We start from the raw sequence: 18,648 nt of genomic DNA, 5'->3' as shown, positions 1-18,648 counted from the left end.
AGTGATAGCATGGGACTGAGACCAGGTAAGTGTTATAGAGATGTAGATAAGCCTCCATATACAAGAAAGGAGTATGTTAGAGGAGTTCCACAGCCTAAGATAGTCCATTTCGTAATGGGTAACCTAAGTGGAGAGTTCCCAGTAGAGGTTCATCTAGTATCTAAGAACGATGTACAGATAAGACATAATGCATTAGAGGCGGCGAGAGTTATAGGAAACAAGTATATCCAGAGTAAATGTGGTAGGATGGGGTACAGGATGTTGATTAGGGTGTACCCGCATCAGATACTTAGGGAAAATAAGATGGCCTCTGGTGCTGGGGCAGATAGAATCTCCGATGGGATGAGACTTGCATTTGGAAAACCTATCGGTACTGCAGCAAGGGTAAGAAAGGGACAGAAAATTATTACTATATATACCAATCCAGACAAGATAGAGGACGCCAAAGAGGCTCTAAGAAGATGTGCCATGAAGATACCTGCTAAGTGTAGAATAGTTGTGGAGATAAAGGATAAGGATAAGACATCCTCTAAAAAATAATAACTTTTTAAAATAAATAATAAAAATTATTATCAAAAATTTAAAATAAATTTTAAAGACACAGTTGGAGATTCATATAGGAATATTTTCCTTTATTTTCTCAATACTAAAAGGGTGAAGAGAATCCTTCTTAACAAGGGGATTATAAATTCTTATTGTTAATATATTTTTGTTGTTGATATTTTCCCACTTTTTTATTTAATTACTAAATTTAAAAATTAACAATAAATAAAAACTATAAAAGAGTTAATAAATCCTTTATCATGTTTCTTTACAGTTTTATGTAAACTAGAAAAGATAATGGTGGAATTTTACTTAATATTTTCTTATATCGGCAATTTTTAATTTTTTATTACATTAGTTCTCATTACAAAAATTCTATAAAAAAATGATTATTATAAAAAATAAAATAAAAAACAATAGAGAGGTTGATTATAAAAATAAAAAACTCTATGTTTATCTTGGATACAAATTTTTGGAAGTGCAAACAAGAGGATTTTTCTCTATTTCCGAAATATTGAAAAGAGGGCGATCCTTCCTAACAGAATTTATACTATAGCAGAACTTTCCATCTTATTTCAAAGTGTTTTTGTTATTATTTTTTAGATTAGATTTTTTTATTGTAATTATTTTCTATTATCATTTTTAATATTTTTAACAGCTACTTTGATGGGAATTAGGGTTTTTCATTATTACAATAAGGTTGTTTTATTCTTATCTATAATTATTATAATATTTTAATTTATAATTTCAATATTCTAAATTTAACAAGGATGGCCATCCCTATTAAATAAACTCCGAAGGCTGCTGAAAATAAAACTAATGCTATAAAAATAAAATCTTTTCTTATATCGTATCCTAACCTTGGAAGATAGAGCATAAGTATCATAGCTACAACTGTTGATAACGCATACACTACTAACATAGCCTGTTTTTCGTTAATTTTTAACATCATTTATCACCTTCAGGCACCTCTGCCCTAATGAAATCCTCCCTATTTTTTCTTAAACTTATAGTGGCATCTATTCCCATCTTTGCAGTTGTTTTATCCTCATCTATGGAAGGATCTAAAGAAGATCCTTTAGCTCCTTTTATTATAATCACGTCCCTATCTGCCTGTACCCTCGTTGCTATGGCGTACTCCACATCCTTGGGATCATATATATTTATATCCTCATCTACAACCACCACATGCTTTAAACTTGGATGGGAGGCTAAGGCTGCGAGTATTGCGTTCTTTCCATCCCCTTCAGTTCTCTTTTCAATGGAAATTACAGCATGTAGCCAGCAACATCCCCCCTCTGTTAATACGACGTCCTTTACAGTGGGTACTGCATTCCTTACGCCTTTGAATATCCTAGGTTCCTGAGGTAGTCCCATAAGTACCTTATGCTCTATTCCTCCAGGTAGTAGGGCGTGGAATATAGGATTTTCCTTCCTCTTCAGGGATGTTATCCTTATAACTGGCTGTTTTCTAACCTTGTCGTAGGTGCCAGTGATATCTACAAAGGGCCCCTCATCCTCCATCTCCTCAGTGATCTTACCTTCTATGATAAATTCCCCAGGAGGCACCTCTAGATCTACAGTATCGCACTCTATAAGTTCTAAGGGTCTCCCCATCAGGACAGAGGCGTACTTCAACTCGTTAAATGTGATATCTCCAGAGGTGGAGGCTGCTAGGAGTATGGCAGGATGGACACCTATTACTATGGCGACATCCACCTCCCCCTCTTTGATATTCTTGGTATATATACAGTGGAGATGTCTCTGTTCTACCATTCTAATTACTAGATGATCCTCCCTTACAAGTATCCTATGTATAGAGGCATTAACTCCGTAATCTTTATCTTTTACAATTACAACACCTGAGGTAATGTAGGGTCCCCCATCCTTGGGGTAGTATATTGGTATTGGATAGTTGTTTATCTCACTGGGATCGTCCTCTATGTACTCTTTCTTTAACTTATTGTTTATAACTAACTCTCCCTCCTTCTCCCTCTCCATACAACTTAACATATATCTCATAAGATCCTTTACAGGAACTCCCAAACTTTTAGATATCGTCTCCCTATTACAGAGGTTCCCTATAACCTCGTAGCCATTTACATCCTTTATATATACAGGGGTTCCATCGTATTTTTTCAGTATCCTAGTTATACCGAATCTCCTATCTGCAGAGGGTACTTCTATCTTTTCAATGGAGTTAATAAGATCCCTTATCATCATTTCCCCCGTAAATTACAATATCTCCCTTTTCACATCTCGTTATTACAGAGGCGGTTATATTCTTGGAGTACCTTATAGAGGGACAGTCCCTTATGAAGGTGAATATTCCCTTATAGCCCTCTTCAATTAGTCCAACTCCTTCAAGTCCCAGTATTCTACAGTTGTTTATCGTAGAGAATTTAAGTATCTCCTTTGGATCTATATGGTATATTTTGTATATAAAATCCATCTCCTTAAATATAGATGGAGAGTTGGCCATAAAGTTGTCAGTTCCCAATCCAACAAGTACATTATTATCCAGTAGGTTCTTAATATCAGGTAGTCCTACGTTGAAGGAGGCATTTGCCCTTGGACATACAACAACTGGTATATTGTACTCCCTTAGAAGTTGTGCCTCGTAAGGTGTTGTATAGGTGGCATGTATAATAAATGTGGGATGGAGTTTTAGATCTACTATCCTCTCTATCTCACTCATCCCGTAGGTACTTTTGGAGTACTCTATAGAACCTCTATGTTCATTGGCATGGATGGAGAATATCTTGTAATCTAACTTTCTGATAGTCTTCAACTCCTCATCTGAGTACTCGTTGCATCCACTTAGCCCTATCCCATCTGCAACCTTCAGGATCTCCCTTATCTCATTTTTCAGATCTTCTCTATTGTTAGTTGTAGGTCTTCCCAATATTATAGGATGGGGAAATTCCCTGTTGTATCTACTGTATGCCTCTCTTAAAAGATTCACCCCCTTTAATCCTCCCTCTCTAAAATCACAGAAGTGAGTTATACCGTTGTTTCTAAGTTCCTCCAATCCATCTACCATCCCGTTTATTAATTCTTCATCACTACAGGCGTTTAGAAACCTATGTTTCAGTCCATGAGGAGGTTTTACAAGTTCATCTAAGGTTTTATTTATCCCTATATCCTTTATAATATTGTCTCCGATATGGGTGTGGGCGTTTATAAGAGGAGGTATTACAACACCTTTATGAAATACAGGCTCCCTTATATGTTCCCCTGTAAATCCCTTTATTATACCATCCTCTATTACAAGAATACCTTTTCTGTATTGGAAGTCCTCACCGTATAGGAAGTGGGATTTTAGATAGGTAGTATCTCTGGGATACATAGTTCACCATTAAACTTTTATTTATAAAAATAAGGAAGTTTTAAAATATAAAAAACTTTTAACAACTTCATATTATTTTTATTGATTAATTTAATTAAAAATTTTTATTATAATTTTTTAAATTAATATTTAAATAAGAAAATAAGAATTAAGATGGTCGTGTATGGTGTTGTTAATAAATTTATATCAACTTATAAATATTAAAAATAGTGAAACTTTATTATCCTGTAATTTACAACCTTTTGGTGATATCTGTGAAAATAATACTCTTTATTATCGATGGATTGGGAGATAGACCAAACTCCAAGGGAAATACACCTTTAAAGGAGGCAAATACTCCAACCTTAGATAGGATGGCGAAAGAAGGTATCTGTGGAATAATGAGTGCCATAGATATAGGGGTGAGGCCTGGAAGTGATACCGCCCACTTGGCCATCCTTGGATACGATCCATATAAATATTACACTGGAAGGGGCCCATTTGAGGCTGCAGGTGTAGGTATAGAGGTGAAACCGGGAGATGTTGCATTTAGGTGTAACTTTGCCACTGTAGATGAGAACTTCAAGGTTTTAGATAGGAGGGCAGGGAGGATAAGGGAAACTAAGGAACTTGAGAAGGTTATAGATGGGCTGGAGATAGATGGGGTTAAGGTGATATTTAAGGAATCTGGAGGTTATAGGGCTGCACTTGTTCTAAGGGGAGAGGGGTTAAGTGATAAGGTTTCAGATGGAGATCCTCATAAAGAAGGTGTTAAGGTACCTGAGGTTAAGCCCTTGGATAGTTCTCAGGAGGCAAGAAGGACTGCAGATGTTCTCAATAAACTGATAAAGATCTCCTATGAAAGGTTGAACAATCACCCAGTAAATGAGGAGAGGAGGAGAAAGGGATTACCTCCTGGAAATATTATCCTACCGAGAGGGGGAGGGGTGGTACCTTATATAGAGCCATTTTATGAGAGGTACAAGTTAAGGGGTGCCTGTATTGCAGGTACTGGGTTGATAAAGGGTATAGGGAAGATGGTAGGGTTAGACTTTATACCTGTGGAGGGTGCTACAGGTACTCCCTCTACAAACTACATGGGCAAGGCTAAGGCTGTTGTAGAGAATATTAAGAATTACGACTTTATAATGGTTAATGTAAAAGGTGCAGATGAGGCGTCCCATGATGGAGACTACGAGACGAAGGTAAAGGTACTTGAGAACATAGATAGGATGTTAGAGTATATACTGGATAACGTAGATAGGGAGGAGGTTTATATTGTAGTAACTGGGGATCACAGTTCTCCCATAGAGGTTAGGGATCACTCTGCAGATCCTGTCCCTATAGTGATATGGGGTAAAGGTGTTAGGACAGACGATGTAGATAGATTTGATGAATTTTCTACCTACAAGGGGGGTTTATCCTGGATAAGGGGTAAGTACATTATGCCTATACTCCTAGATCTTATAAATAGATCTGAAAAGTACGGTGCTTAAGGGGGTATTAAATATGGCAGTGCATCCTATAGACTACAGATACGGTTCCGAGGAGATGAAGAGGATCTGGGACGAGGAGAATAAACTACAGAAGATGCTTGAGGTAGAGGGTGCCATTGCAAAGGCTCAGGGGGAACTTGGTATTATACCTAAGGAGGCTGCGATGGAGATCTGTAGGAAGGCTTCTACAAAGTACGTGAAGTTAGAGAGGGTTAAGGAGATCGAGAGGGAGATAAGACATGACGTTATGGCTATGGTGAAGGCTCTTGCAGAGGTGTGTGAGGGGGATGCTGGAGAGTACATCCACTTTGGTGTAACCTCCAACGACATAGTAGATACTGCCCAGTCCCTACAGTTCAAGGAAACTATAGACATTCTACTTAGAAAGTTGGAGGAGTTAAAGGAGGAACTACTTAAGAAGGCAGAGGAGCATAAATACACCGTCTGTATCGGAAGAACCCATGGACAACATGCCATCCCTACAACCTACGGTATGAGGTTCGCCCTCTGGGCATCTGAGATCCAGAGGCATATAGACAGACTTAAGGAGTGTAGAGAGAGACTCTGTGTCTCCATGGTTACTGGGGCTGTAGGTACCATGGCAGCACTTGGGGAGAAGGGTATGGAGGTACATAAGAGGGTAGGGGAGATCTTAGGATTGACACCAGTTCTTATCTCCAACCAGGTTATCCAGAGGGATAGACATGGGGAGTTTCTGGCCCTTCTTGCCCTTATTGCCCAGACCCTAAACAAGATAGGGGTAACTGTTAGAAACATGCAGAGGACGGAGATTGGAGAGTTGGAGGAGGAGTTCGATCCTACGAAACAGGTTGGAAGTTCCACAATGCCCCATAAGAGAAACCCAATAACCTTCGAACAGATCTGTGGCCTCTCAAGAGTAATCAAGGCAAATGCCCTTGCAGAATTTGACAACATTCCTCTATGGGAGGAGAGGGATCTGACAAACTCCTCTGCAGAGAGGTGTCTCTTCCCAGAATCCTGTGTACTCTTGGATCACATATTAAATTTATGTATAAAGGGTATTAGGAAGTTGAAGGTAAATAAGGAGAATGTAAAGAAAAACTTGGAACTGACAAAGGGACTTATAATGGCTGAGAGGGTAATGATAACCCTTGCTAAAAAGGGCATGGGAAGACAGAGAGCCCACGAGGTAGTAAGAAGATGTGCCATGAGGGCATACGAGGAGGATAGACATTTGAAGGATGTTCTAAGGGAAGACGATGAGGTTATGAAGTATCTCAGTGAGGAGGAGTTGGAGGAGTTATTTGATTACTCCACCTATATAGGACTAGCCCCAGAGATCGTGGATAACGTTATAAGGGAGTTGAAGAGATGACCTGGGTAAGGAAGTACTTAGATATACTCCAGTGTCCATCCTGTGGAGGAGAGTTGGAACTTGTGGAGGAGAGGTATAAGGGATATAAACTTCTATGTAAAAGATGTAAGGAGGAATATCCTATAGTAGATGATATACCTATATTACTAAGAAAGTGAAACTATGAGGTGCTTCCTGGCTATTGAGTTAAGTGATGAGATAGTTGAGGGACTGGAGGATTTAAAAAGAAACTTCAAGATAGATGGTATCAAATTAGTTGAGAAGGAGAATCTCCATATTACAGTTAAATTTCTTGGAGAGATAGAGGAGAAAACTGTAGAAGATATTAAGAGTATGGATCTATCCTTAGAACCTGTTGAGAGTCGTATAAAGGGTTTAGGAGTGTTTCCCAGCGAGAACTATATAAGGGTTATCTGGGTAGGTGCATCTAACCTTGTACCTCTCTTTGAGGAGGTAGATAAAAGACTTCAAGATCTGAACTTTAAAAGGGAGAGGGAGTACGTGCCACATATAACCATAGGGAGGGTGAAGTTTCTTAAAGATAGGAAACTCCTTAAAGAGAGGATAGAAAAATATAGAGATATAGATCTAGGGACTCTCTATGTAGATAGTATAGTGTTGATGAAAAGTACCTTAACAAGGAGTGGGCCAATATATGAGGTACTTGAGAGATGGGATTTTTAATAAGTTTATTTCTTTAATCATTATTTTTTATCTAATTAATTTTAAATTATTTTAAAAAATTTTTTATTATTTTTATTATTATTTATTTTATCAAGATAGACTTTTTAATGAGAACTAAAGGTATAAAAATTAAAATAAAAAATACCCAACATATAAGATTTATCTACTTTTAAACTAATCTTTTATTTAAATAATCAAAAAAGGGATTATTATGGATAGACTACTCCTTATACATCTTGGCATATTTCTAATATTTATCGGTTTTTTCTTAGTATCCTTTGGAGTTATCACATATGGGATTCAAAATAAAGATAAGATAGATGATAGGATAGATAAAAAGGAGGAAAGTGAAGTTTCTTTTTCAGGTATTATTATGATCGGTCCCATTCCTATCGTTGTCGGGAATTCACCTACATTAGTCATTCTCTCTGTCCTAATACTGATCCTAATGATGTTATGGGTATATCTTTTCTATATGAGGGTCTTTTAATCGTACACTCTTGTACCCAAAATCCTTTTTACTCTATCAAATTCCTCCTTTAACCTTCTTGTTATCTTCCCTGTTTTACCGTTGTTAATTACCCTTCCATCTATCTCTACGACAGGTACTACCTCTGCAGCGGTGCCTGTTATAAACACCTCATCTGCAACGTATAACTCGTGGAGGGTAAGTCTTTCCTCCACAACTGTATAGCCCAACTCCCTCGCTATATCTATAACTGTATCCCTTGTGATACCTCTAAGTATACTAGATGCCACTGGAGGAGTTTTTATAATACCATTTTTTACTACAAATATGTTATCTCCAGTTCCCTCTACCACATACCCCTCACTGTCCAGTAGGAAAGCCTCGTCAACCCCTGCATAGTTCGCCTGAATTTTTGCCAGAATACTATTTAGATAATTTAGGGATTTTACAGCAGGGTTTAGTACATCTACAGGTAGTCTTCTAATTGAGGATGTTATAACCCTTATACCACTCTCTCCAAGTAGGGGGTTCATAGGTTCCGCTATACAGAATACAGTTGGATTAGAACACTTTCTAGGGTCTAATCCTAAATCACCAATCCCTCGAGTAACCACCAGTCTAATATAGGCATCCCTCAAGTTGTTTACTCTTACAGTCTCAACCACCACTCTCTCCATTTCTTCCTTAGAGAGAGGTATCTCTAAAAGAATAGACCTCGCAGAGTCGTAGAGCCTATCTATATGCTCCCTTAATTTAAAGATAACCCCATCGTACGCCCTTATACCTTCAAATACACCATCTCCATAGAGAAGACCATGATCGTAGATAGATATCTTAGCATCCTCTTTATCTACAAACTTACCATTTAAATACACCTTCATATATTCACCCCTCTTAATATCTCTTTTTGAATAAAAAATAATAGTTATATAAAAGTTTAGTATAATATTCTTCAGATTCATCAATTTTTAGTATTTTTATAGTTTTAAATAAAAACCATCTATACTAAAAGGTAATCCTGTGAATCTCGATGAAAAATATTATATGAATTAGTGAATAAAAAATAAAAAAATAGAACTTTTAAAAATAATACCCAGTAGGCATCCAAATAACCTTTTTCCAGTGTTTTAGAGTATTTCAAGAGATAAATTGTGAAATTCACACCTTTACAAGAACTACTCTTTTTAGGTATTTTTATGGAGATATCTATTTTCTGATTTTTAGGTTGTTATCCTTATTTTACATTTTTTTAATTACCATAATTTTAAACTATAAATTACAAGTAATATAATAATGTACAATAATTGAAATAAGATTTTATCTCCGAAATAAAATCTTTTATAACTACCTCAGGGGGATATTATTAAGAGGTTTTTAAAACTCTCAACTATAGAGGAGGGAAAGGAAATAATAAAAAAATTCTTGGAGAAAATAGGATGGGAAGAGGTAGATCTATTCGAATCTGTAAATAGAGTACTGGCAGAGGATGTTGTTGCAGAGATGGACGTACCTCCTTTTGATAGGGCACTTATGGATGGTTATGCTGTTAGATCTGAGGATACCTATCTGGCTGATGAAGACAATCCAGTGATACTTAAGGTTGTTGGGAGTATAAGGGCCGGAGACTCTCCAAATATTGAGGTTAAAAGTGGGGAGGCTGTGGAGATAGCAACTGGGGCACCTATACCTAAGGGCTGTGATGCTGTAGTTATGGTGGAGTATACAGAGAGGGATGGAGACAGTGTAAAGATATATCAGGGCGTTGCACCCCATGAGAATATACAGTACTGTGGTAGCGACATCATGGCTGGAGAACTTGTGTTGAGGAGGGGCACATTACTGTCTCCAAGGGATATTGGAGCATTGGCGGCTATAGGGAGGAGGAGGGTAAAGGTTAAGAGGAGGTTGAGAGTAGCGTTGATATCCACTGGAGATGAGTTAATAGATCCTGGAAAACCTCTGGAGGATTACAAGATATACGACGTCAATACCTACACCTTGGCAGCCTCCATAAGGGAGAGGGGCTGGGATTTCAAATTCTACGGCATTGTAAGGGATAGAGAGGAGGATCTTATAAGAACTGTTAAGAGAACTATAGAGGATAACAACGATATAGTGATCCTAAGTGGTGGCACCTCTGCTGGAAGGGGAGATCTAACTGCCAAGGTAATAGAGAAACTTGGAGGGGAGATACACATCCATGGGATGAAGATAAAACCTGGGAAGCCAACTGTAATAGGCACTGTGCCTGGAAGGGATGGTACTCCTAAGTTAATTCTAGGACTTCCAGGTTATCCTACATCCTGTTTAACAGTGTTTAACGTACTCTTTGGAGGGGAGGAGAGGAGTATAAGGGGACACTTCCCACTTAGATATATGTCTGCAAAGGGGAGGGTGGAGTATCTACCTGTATCTGTAGTTAGAGGTAGTGAGGGATACACTGTTTATCCTATTCTCAAGGGTAGTGGTGCTATTACCTCCCTAACTTACAGTGATGGGTACGTTGTTATAGAGGAGAGTAAGGAGATACTGGAGGACGAGCCTGTTGAGGTATGTCTCTTTGGGAATATAAAGTTTGGACTTAGTATAGTAGGTAGTCACTGTATAGGTGTGGATATTATACTTAGGGAGGGTAACATCTATGCAAAGACTATCAACGTAGGTTCCATAGGTGGGTTGTTGTCTATAAAGAGAGGTGAGGGAGATATTGCAGGGATACATTTACTTGGGGAGAATGGGGAGTACAATATCCCCTTCTTAGAGAGATATAATGTTAAAGATGCAGTACTTGTTAGAGGGTATATAAGGAGACAGGGTTTTATAGTTAGAAGGGATCTCCCATTAGAAACCTTGGAGGATATCTTAGAAAACATTGATAAATATAAATTTATAAACAGGAATAAGGGCTCAGGTACAAGGATACTCTTTGATAAATTTCTAAAGGAGAGAGGCATTGATAGGAGTAAAATAAAAGGTTATAACATAGAGGCGAAAACCCACTCTGCAGTTGGAATGGCAGTTGCCACAGGTAGGGCAGATATAGGGGTAGGTATTGAAACTGTTGCTAAGCAGTATAACTTGAGGTTTATACCTATAGGTGAGGAGCATTATGATTTTCTTATTAGATCTGAGAAGTTAGAGGATGAAGATGTTATGAGATTTATTGAAACCTTGAAGAGAGTAGATCTGCCCTTTAAAAAACCTTCAAACTGTGGGGAGGTAATATATAAGTGTTAATAAAAAAAATAGTCTCAATGGTGGATTTATATTTAACTTTTTTATCTCAGTTTTCATCAAGAGAGTGATTAGAAGAATAATAAAAATAATAATAAAAATCTTAAGAGTAATAACAACAATAATGTAAAATGCTGGGAAGATATAAATAAAAAAATAAACCTTACTCCCCACCAAGATAAGATAGAGGATTTATATAGAGGATCGTTCTCCTTAAATCCTTTTTTATTTTTATGTATCAGGGAATTGTAATCTAAGATGATATAAGTTTTTTGTTTTTTTGAATATTTTCATTTATTTTTTATTCTTATTATTTTCATAATTATCATTATTATTCTTTGATATATAGTATCTTATAACATCCCAGGGGGATTATTTATCTTTGATCTTAATATCTTTTATACCCTAGTTCCCATCAAAAGGATAGTTTAAAAAATAATAAAAATAATTATAAAAATAAAAAATAAAGAATAATGTTTAAAAAACAGAAAAATTTAAAAAGAAGATTGAAGAAAAATGATCCTTTGAATATCTTTTAATATAGGGATTCAGAATAGGATCCCCTATCTTATCTAAGGGTTCGGAAAGATCCTAGAATGTTTAATAGTTTTATTTATATAGATTTTATACTGATTATTTTAATTATGATTTTTATTATAATAATTATCATTTTTCACTGTTCTTTTAATCACTACTTGGTGGGAACTAAGGTTCTTTTATATATTACAATATTAGGATTTAACTTTTTATTTTTCATTATGCAGTGCTTAAAAGTATAAAAGTATGATAAATTCCTGTTAAACCTTTTTTAGGAATTTTTTTATTTTTTTGTTTTATCTCATTTTATGGTAATTTTTATTATCATTATTTTACTCCAATCCCAAAATATCCCTTAGATCCACCCCCCTCATAATCCTATCCCTTATCTTACCTTCCTTTCTCTTAATCTCCTTAACCCTCTCAAGCACTTCCCCAATTCTCTCCCTCTCTATAACCACAACACCGTTGCAGTCTCCAACTACTATATCCCCAGGTTTTACAGTAGTGCCACCACACTTCACAGGTACTCCCATAACTCCCCTATCTAAAGGACTCCCAGCATTAGGTGTATATCCCCTTGAGAATACTGGAAACCTGATCCTCCTAATGTCTTCCAGATCCCTTACATAACCATCTATCACCACTGCAACAACCCCCTTTAACTTAGCATTTAATGAGGCTAAACCTCCCCATACTGCACACTCCTCTCCCTCACATTCTACAACTATAACTTTCCCCCTACTGTAGGAGATAGATTTTACAACTGTGCCCCAATCCTCTGAAGATGTTTTAACTGTAAAGGCCTCTCCAAATACCACACCCCGAATGTTATCCACAGGTTTTATACCTTTAAGTACCTTCGCTCCAGCGTCAGAGAGGTTTGGAACTGAGACATCTTTTAGGATCATCATGGTGATCGTTTGGGATTTTTTATTTTAATTCTTTTATCATTTTATAAATACCCTAGAGGCGAAAGTAAAGAACTACAACAATATATTCATTATCACAGATGGAGTCTTCTCCATGGATGGGGATATTGCGCCACTGAAGGACATAAAGAGAATTGCAGACGAGTACAACGGTGTAGTTATAGTAGACGATGCCCACGGTACCGGAGTACTAGGCAAAGGTAAAGGTACCTTGAAACACTTCAACTTAAAACCTTCAGATAACATCATCCAGATAGGCACCCTGTCTAAGGCATTTGGGGGGTTGGGGGGCTTTGTATGTGGAATAGAGGAGGTGGTAGAGTACCTAATAAACACCTCAAGGAGTTTCATATACTCAACTGCTCTACCTCCTTCACTGGTTTCTGGAGCCCTTAAGAGTTTAGAGTTGATAGAGGAGGGCCATTTAACTGAGAAGTTACAGGAGAATATAAGGAGTGCAAATAGGATATTTAGGAGGTACAATCTAATTGAGGAGGATAGTTTAACACCTATATATCCTGTAATACTTGGAGATAGAACTATGGAGGTTTCTGAGTATCTACTTAAGAATGGGATATACGCTCCAGGGATCAGGTATCCCTCTGTACCTAAGGGTCTCGAGAGGATAAGGGTTAGTATAAATGTGGGACATAGGGAGGAGGATTTTGAGAGGTTAGGTAGTTTGTTAGGTGAATTTAGGGGATGAAAATAATTATTACTTTGATGAAAATTAGAATAATAATTATTATAATGAAAACAGTTAATATTGCTTTTAGATTTATAATTAATTAGGTGGGGTGATATGATGGATTTTGATAGAGATGGGAGGAATGAAGGTTATTGTATGTTGTGGAAGTATAGGGCAGATGATAGCGTATGGTCAGTCTCCATAACTCCTGATGGGGAGTATGTGGTTGCTGGGAGCGGGGGTTGGTATGGTAAGTATGTCTACCTCTTCAACAAAAGAGGAGAGTTGTTGTGGAAGTATGAGACAGGTGGTAGTGTTTACTCAGTCTCCATAACTCCTGATGGGGAGTATGTGGTTGCTGGGAGTGAGGATAAACATGTCTACCTCTTCAACAAAAGAGGAGAGTTGTTGTGGAAGTATGAGACAGATGGTTGGGTTTACTCAGTCTCTATAACTCCTGATGGAGATTATGTGGTTGCTGGGAGTTGGAGATATGTCTACCTCTTCAACAAAAGAGGAGAGTTGTTGTGGAAGTATGAGACAGGTGGTAGTGTTTACTCAGTCTCCATAACTCCTGATGGGGAGTATGTGGTTGCTGGGAGTGGATGGAGAATCTACCTCTTCAACAAAAGAGGAGAGTTGTTGTGGAAGTATTGGACAGGTAGTGTTTACTCAGTCTCCATAACTCCTGATGGGGAGTATGTGGTTGCTGGGAGTAGATATTATATCTACCTCTTCAACAAAAGAGGAGAGTTGTTGTGGAAGTATAAGACAGATAGTATTGTTAACTCAGTCTCCATAACTCCTGATGGGGAGTATGTGGTTGCTGGGAGTAGGGATGATCATGTCTACCTCTTCAACAAAGAAGGAGAGTTGTTGTGGAAGTATGAGACAGATGGTATTGTTAACTCAGTCTCCATAACTCCTGATGGGGAGTATGTGGTTGCTGGAAGTGGTGATAAACATGTCTACCTCTTCGCCTCACCACAGGCAATGTTAATATTGGAAATGAAAAACCAAATCAAACAATGTAAAAATGAAATCGAAGAATATGAAAACCAAATCAAACAAAACATCACCCTCATATTCATCCTTATACTCATCCAGGTAATACTGATCCTAATTTTAAACTGGGACTGGAGATCACCTGTAGTAATAATAATCAGTTTAGCAACAATATACTACATTATAAAAATTCCCTATCTCCTGATCAAGATTAAAAAATTAGAAAAAGAAATACTAGAAAGAGAAAAGAGAATAATAATCAGAGAATTAAAGAAACTTATCGGCGAAGAGGATGAGGAATAGATCATCTATTAGTAATAGATAAAGAATTATTTTTCCTATATTAAAAAGTATGGGATTGATGAGTTTGTTAAAATCAATCTAAAAAATCTAAAAATTTAGGTTGGAGTTAGAAATGAGAAGGTAGATATAGACACTTTCTCCTCCCTTTAACTAATATTTCACTAATTTTTTATTCAAAATTATTTTTATTTAATTTTTTAACTGTATTTTAAATTGGGACTGAAATTAAAAATATTATATTACAAAATAACCACTTTACCATCTACCACATCAACTTTAACAAGGGTTTTAACATCGTATCCAGTTTTTTCCTTTACCTCTTCCTTACCTCTTCCCCTCTCTATTACACATACAATATCTTTTATCTCTGCTCCTGCCCTTTCTAAGGCTTTGATCATTGCCACCATAGTACCGCCAGTAGATATTACATCGTCAACAATTATAACCTTATCTCCCTTCTTAATCCCATTTAGATAGAGATTGCCTTTACTGTATCCTGTCTCCTGATAGACTGGTATCTCCCCCTCTAAGTTATAACTCCTCTTCCTCATAATAACGTAAGGTATATCTGTGTATAGGGAGAGAATGGTTGCCAAAGGTATACCCATAGCCTCTGCCGTAACGATCTTATCCACATCTTCAAGATCACAAACTTTTATAATATAGGTTGCCACCTCTCTAAGTAGATGAGGATCTACCAGAGGAATACCGTCTGATATAGGATGTACAAAGTAATGATAATCCCCTCTCTTTACAACAGGGGAGGATTTCAACGTCTCTATCAACATCTTCATATTTATCCCTCTAACTTTTTGACGATCTTTTCAACTATCTTTTTAAACTCCTTGGAGGCTGGACAGTCCAAGAGTACCATAGGTACCCCTCTATCTGATGCCTCCCTTGCCTTTACATCTAATGGTATTCTCCCTAAAAAGTCTATACCTAACTCCTTCGCTGCCCTCTCTCCTCCTCCTTTTCCAAATACGTCCACCACCTTCTTACAGTAGGGACATACAAACCCCGCCATATTCTCTATCAATCCCAGTATTGGTATATTTAGCATCTTTGCCATACCTACAGATCTCTTTGCATCTAAGAGGGCAACCTCCTCAGGTGTTGTAACTATAACTACTCCATCGATGTCAGGGATGGACTGCATTATAGTAAGTTGGACATCTCCAGTCCCTGGCGGTGTATCTATAAGTAGATAGTCCAACTCTCCCCATATTACATCACTTAGGAACTGTCTAATTGCTCCACTTATCTTAGGCCCTCTCCAGATTATAGGAGTATCTCTATCTGGAAGGAAATAACTTATAGAGATAACCTTTATCCCCTCAGGTGTTGTGATGGGATAGATACCATTCTCATCTGCATAAGGTTGAACGTCCTCCACCCCTAACATCTTGGGAATATTTGGACCATGTATATCTCCATCTAAGATACCTACCTTCTTTCCCATGGAGTTTAATGCAGTGGCTAAATTTACAGTTACAGTGGATTTTCCAACACCTCCTTTACCACTTAGTATTCCTATCTTATGCTTTATCTTACTCATGTTTTCTCTTATTTTTTCATCCTGCATCTCCACTATCCTCTTACTACAACTGTCCTTCAATGAACATGTATCATGTTTTCTATCACATTCCACCATAATCACCTTTTTTATTATAATTGTAATAATAAATTAAACTATTTTTAAATACCTTAACTACATTAATCAATTTTTTAAACTATTTTTATTAATTATTAGATTTATAAAAACTAGAATTAATATGTGTTTAATTTATACTAGTTCCTATAGTATAATCCCCTATTAAACCCCTGTATATATTACCTCTTTTATTCCCGTTGAATATGAGCACCTTAACCCCTAACCTATAAGCCTCCATCACTTTAAGATACATACCCCCAGTCACATCATTCTTTTTAGAGGGTTTTAAATAGTTTATAACTTCCTCGATGTTCTCTGAGTTGATACTCTTTATAACCCTACCCTTGGGATCCAATACCCCATCTACATCAGAAGCGTGGAGGCTTATATCTGGTTTCAACTTTTTACTTAGATAAGGTAGTGCATGATCTCCAGAAAATATCTTATAGTCCTCTTCGTTAGAGATTACAATATCTCCATGAATTACAGGCACCAATCTCCTCTTCAGCATGCCCTCTATTACGTAGGTATCAAAGTGGATCCTCTCACCTCTAAAGGCCACAAAGGAAGAGGGTTGGATAGAAACCCCTGGAATACCATATTCATGAAGGACATCTATCAGTAAGGTGTTGAACCTCCTCATAACCTTCTGGATCTCCCAAAAGCCACTATCCATATTTTCGAATCTGCCATTTTTAATATACCTCTTTGCCACAGGATGGCCAAAGGAACCTCCTCCATGAATAAGTACCAATTTCAACTCTTCCCCCTTATTTAAGTAATAATCCATAGCCTCCCTGATCTCTCTTGCAACTCTTTCTAAGTTATCCCACTTAATAGAGTAGGGAATATCTTTATTACAGAGTACACTACCTCCAATCTTAAGAATTGCAAACATGTTCATACCATAGTACAATTTTTTATAACTTATTGACAATATTATTATAATAACCTTATTTTATATACAAATATAAAGTATGGTGGAACTATGTTTATTAATGGTGAGTGGATATTTAGAAACGATTTAGAAGTTTTCAATCCTTACAATTTGGAAGTTATAGGATATATACCATCCTTAAGTAGAAAAGAGGTTAAAGAGGCTATATCTATAGCCCAGGAGCATAAAGACACTATGAAAGAGTTGTCTCCCTCTCAGAGGTACAGCATCCTTATGAATATAGCAAGAGAGATCCAGAGAAGGAAAGAAGAACTTGCGAAGATCATATCCTTAGATGCAGGGAAACCTATAAGACAGTCTATAATAGAGGTGGATAGATCCATAGGTGTGTTTAAACTTGCAGCCTTCTACGCTAAGGAGATGAGAGGAGAAACTATACCCTTGGAAGATGGGATAATACTAACTAAGAGGGAACCTGTTGGACTCATCGGTGCCATAACTCCTTTTAACTTCCCGTTAAACTTAGTGGCTCATAAGGTAGCCCCTGCCATAGCAACTGGTAATGTAGTGGTACTCCATCCTTCCTCTAAGGCTCCAATGGTGGCGATTGAACTAACCAAGATTATAGAGAGTATACTTAAAAGAAAGAATATCCCCTTAGGTGTATTTCACCTATTAACTGGTAGAGGGGATATAGTTGGAGACGAAATAGTGAGAAATGAAAAGGTAAATATGGTGTCTTTTACAGGAAGTGTTGAAGTGGGGGAGTCCATTACAAGGAATGCAGGATTTAAAAAGATAACTTTGGAATTAGGAGGTAACAATCCCACCATTGTGCTCAGGGATGCCGATATAGAGATGGCTGCTAAATCTACAGTTAAAGGAAAGTTTTTAAACGCTGGTCAGGTATGTATATCTGTAGGTAAGGTGTTAGTTGAAGAAGAGGTTGCAGATAGGTTTATAGAAAGAGTGGTAGAGGAAACGAAGAAATTGAAAGTTGGAAATCCCTTAATAAGGGAGACTGATGTAGGGCCTCTTATCACGCCTGAAAGTGCTGAAAGAGTGGAGAGTCTAATAAAGCAGGGGTTAGAAGAAGGTGGTAAATTACTCTATGGAGGGAAGAGGGAAGGAAATATAGTATATCCAACAGTTATGGAGGTAGATGCCGACAATATACTGTGTGAGGTAGAAGTATTTGGACCTGTACTACCTATAGTGAGAGTAGAAAATATAGAGGAGGCTATAGAGATAAGTAATAATACAATATATGGATTACACGCTGGAATATTTACAAAGGATATAAATAAGGCATTCAAAATAGCAGATAAACTGGAGTATGGGGGAGTGGTGATAAACAATAGTCCAACATTCAGAGTAGACAACATGCCATTTGGAGGTATTAAGAAAAGTGGTTTAGGAAGGGAAGGTGTAAAGTACGCCGTAGAGGAGATGACTGAGATAAAAACTATTATAATAAAAAATATTAGATAAAAAATTAAAAAAGTTAATAAAAAAGGTTG

General features: G+C 37.1%; 17 protein-coding genes and 1 pseudogene. 10 read left to right on the top strand and 8 right to left on the bottom strand.

The annotated features are described in order from the left end of the window. The first annotated feature begins 9 nt into the window (after positions 1–9). Complete coding sequence (gene rplJ / locus CFE53_RS03035) at positions 10–540, top strand: 50S ribosomal protein L16 (RefSeq protein ID WP_148120422.1); 531 nt, start codon at positions 10–12, stop codon at positions 538–540. Between the two features lie 742 nt (positions 541–1,282). Here the strand turns inward: rplJ and CFE53_RS03030 are convergent. From CFE53_RS03030 to CFE53_RS03020, 3 genes are read right to left on the bottom strand one after another with little or no spacing between them, the layout of a single operon-like run. Next, positions 1,283–1,492 carry a hypothetical protein gene (locus CFE53_RS03030; protein WP_150131693.1) on the bottom strand — a complete coding sequence of 70 codons (210 nt, stop codon included), beginning with the start codon at positions 1,490–1,492 and terminating at the stop codon, positions 1,283–1,285. Beyond that, positions 1,492–2,763 (bottom strand): UbiD family decarboxylase, encoded by a 1,272-nt coding sequence (locus CFE53_RS03025; protein WP_148120420.1) that lies wholly within the window; start codon positions 2,761–2,763, stop codon positions 1,492–1,494. The genes CFE53_RS03030 and CFE53_RS03025 overlap by 1 nt, the downstream gene beginning before the upstream one ends. Further along, a complete protein-coding gene (locus CFE53_RS03020; RefSeq protein WP_148120419.1) occupies positions 2,744–3,892 on the bottom strand; it encodes an amidohydrolase family protein in 1,149 nt (382 codons plus the stop codon). Before CFE53_RS03020 ends, CFE53_RS03025 begins: the two co-directional genes overlap by 20 nt. 254 nt (positions 3,893–4,146) lie before the next feature. Here CFE53_RS03020 and CFE53_RS03015 point away from each other — a divergent pair, with 254 nt between their 5' ends. The 5 genes from CFE53_RS03015 to CFE53_RS02995 all read left to right on the top strand — a co-directional run bounded on the left by CFE53_RS03015 (position 4,147) and on the right by CFE53_RS02995 (position 7,898). Beyond that, a complete protein-coding gene (locus tag CFE53_RS03015; RefSeq protein WP_148120418.1) occupies positions 4,147–5,367 on the top strand; it encodes a 2,3-bisphosphoglycerate-independent phosphoglycerate mutase in 1,221 nt (406 codons plus the stop codon). Positions 5,368–5,380: 13 nt separating this feature from the next. Then, positions 5,381–6,724 (top strand): adenylosuccinate lyase, encoded by a 1,344-nt coding sequence (gene purB / locus CFE53_RS03010; RefSeq protein ID WP_148120417.1) that lies wholly within the window; start codon positions 5,381–5,383, stop codon positions 6,722–6,724. Continuing rightward, positions 6,721–6,882, top strand: a complete 162-nt coding sequence (locus tag CFE53_RS03005; RefSeq protein ID WP_148120416.1) for a Trm112 family protein — start codon at positions 6,721–6,723, stop codon at positions 6,880–6,882. Before purB ends, CFE53_RS03005 begins: the two co-directional genes overlap by 4 nt. A 4-nt stretch (positions 6,883–6,886) precedes the next feature. Continuing rightward, positions 6,887–7,408, top strand: coding sequence for an RNA 2',3'-cyclic phosphodiesterase (thpR, locus tag CFE53_RS03000; protein WP_148120415.1), 522 nt, complete (start codon positions 6,887–6,889; stop codon positions 7,406–7,408). A gap of 211 nt (positions 7,409–7,619) precedes the next feature. Continuing rightward, the gene (locus CFE53_RS02995; RefSeq protein WP_148120414.1) at positions 7,620–7,898 is read left to right on the top strand and encodes a TIGR00304 family protein; all 279 of its coding nucleotides are present in this window, start codon (positions 7,620–7,622) and stop codon (positions 7,896–7,898) included. Here CFE53_RS02995 and ilvE read toward each other — a convergent pair. Next, positions 7,895–8,758, bottom strand: a complete 864-nt coding sequence (gene ilvE / locus CFE53_RS02990) for a branched-chain-amino-acid transaminase (RefSeq protein ID WP_148120413.1) — start codon at positions 8,756–8,758, stop codon at positions 7,895–7,897. The two genes, CFE53_RS02995 and ilvE, sit on opposite strands and share 4 nt — an antisense overlap. 481 nt (positions 8,759–9,239) lie before the next feature. On the opposite strand from ilvE, the gene CFE53_RS02985 reads away from it, so the two are divergent. Beyond that, entirely contained in the window at positions 9,240–11,114 is a 1,875-nt protein-coding gene (locus CFE53_RS02985; RefSeq protein ID WP_148120412.1) for a molybdopterin biosynthesis protein, read from the top strand. Positions 11,115–11,980: 866 nt separating this feature from the next. Here the strand turns inward: CFE53_RS02985 and CFE53_RS02980 are convergent. Continuing rightward, a complete protein-coding gene (locus tag CFE53_RS02980; RefSeq protein ID WP_148120411.1) occupies positions 11,981–12,562 on the bottom strand; it encodes an RraA family protein in 582 nt (193 codons plus the stop codon). Positions 12,563–12,599: 37 nt separating this feature from the next. Between CFE53_RS02980 and CFE53_RS02975 the strand changes: the two are divergent. Continuing rightward, positions 12,600–13,286: pseudogene (locus CFE53_RS02975) on the top strand (aminotransferase class I/II-fold pyridoxal phosphate-dependent enzyme); the annotation flags it as partial. Positions 13,287–13,385: 99 nt separating this feature from the next. Beyond that, positions 13,386–14,576 (top strand): WD40 repeat domain-containing protein, encoded by a 1,191-nt coding sequence (locus CFE53_RS02970; RefSeq protein ID WP_172456350.1) that lies wholly within the window; start codon positions 13,386–13,388, stop codon positions 14,574–14,576. Positions 14,577–14,815: 239 nt separating this feature from the next. Here CFE53_RS02970 and hpt read toward each other — a convergent pair whose 3' ends face one another. The 3 genes from hpt to CFE53_RS02955 form a co-directional block, all read right to left on the bottom strand. Continuing rightward, positions 14,816–15,370, bottom strand: coding sequence for a hypoxanthine/guanine phosphoribosyltransferase (gene hpt / locus CFE53_RS02965; RefSeq protein ID WP_148120408.1), 555 nt, complete (start codon positions 15,368–15,370; stop codon positions 14,816–14,818). 2 nt (positions 15,371–15,372) lie between these two features. Then, positions 15,373–16,230 carry an Mrp/NBP35 family ATP-binding protein gene (locus CFE53_RS02960; protein ID WP_148120407.1) on the bottom strand — a complete coding sequence of 286 codons (858 nt, stop codon included), beginning with the start codon at positions 16,228–16,230 and terminating at the stop codon, positions 15,373–15,375. 127 nt (positions 16,231–16,357) lie between these two features. Continuing rightward, positions 16,358–17,128 carry an isopentenyl phosphate kinase gene (locus CFE53_RS02955; protein ID WP_148120406.1) on the bottom strand — a complete coding sequence of 257 codons (771 nt, stop codon included), beginning with the start codon at positions 17,126–17,128 and terminating at the stop codon, positions 16,358–16,360. Positions 17,129–17,218: 90 nt separating this feature from the next. On the opposite strand from CFE53_RS02955, the gene CFE53_RS02950 reads away from it, so the two are divergent. Then, positions 17,219–18,619: a lactaldehyde dehydrogenase gene (locus tag CFE53_RS02950; protein ID WP_148120405.1), complete on the top strand. Its 1,401-nt coding sequence runs from the start codon at positions 17,219–17,221 to the stop codon at positions 18,617–18,619. The last annotated feature ends 29 nt before the right edge of the window (positions 18,620–18,648 follow it).

This window comes from Methanofervidicoccus sp. A16, assembly GCF_003351865.1.
In the GTDB taxonomy this organism is placed as follows: domain Archaea; phylum AGJL01; class Methanococci; order Methanococcales; family Methanococcaceae; genus Methanofervidicoccus.
The sequence above is the reverse complement of the archived record's forward strand: the minus strand, read 5'-3'. Positions and strand labels throughout refer to the sequence as shown.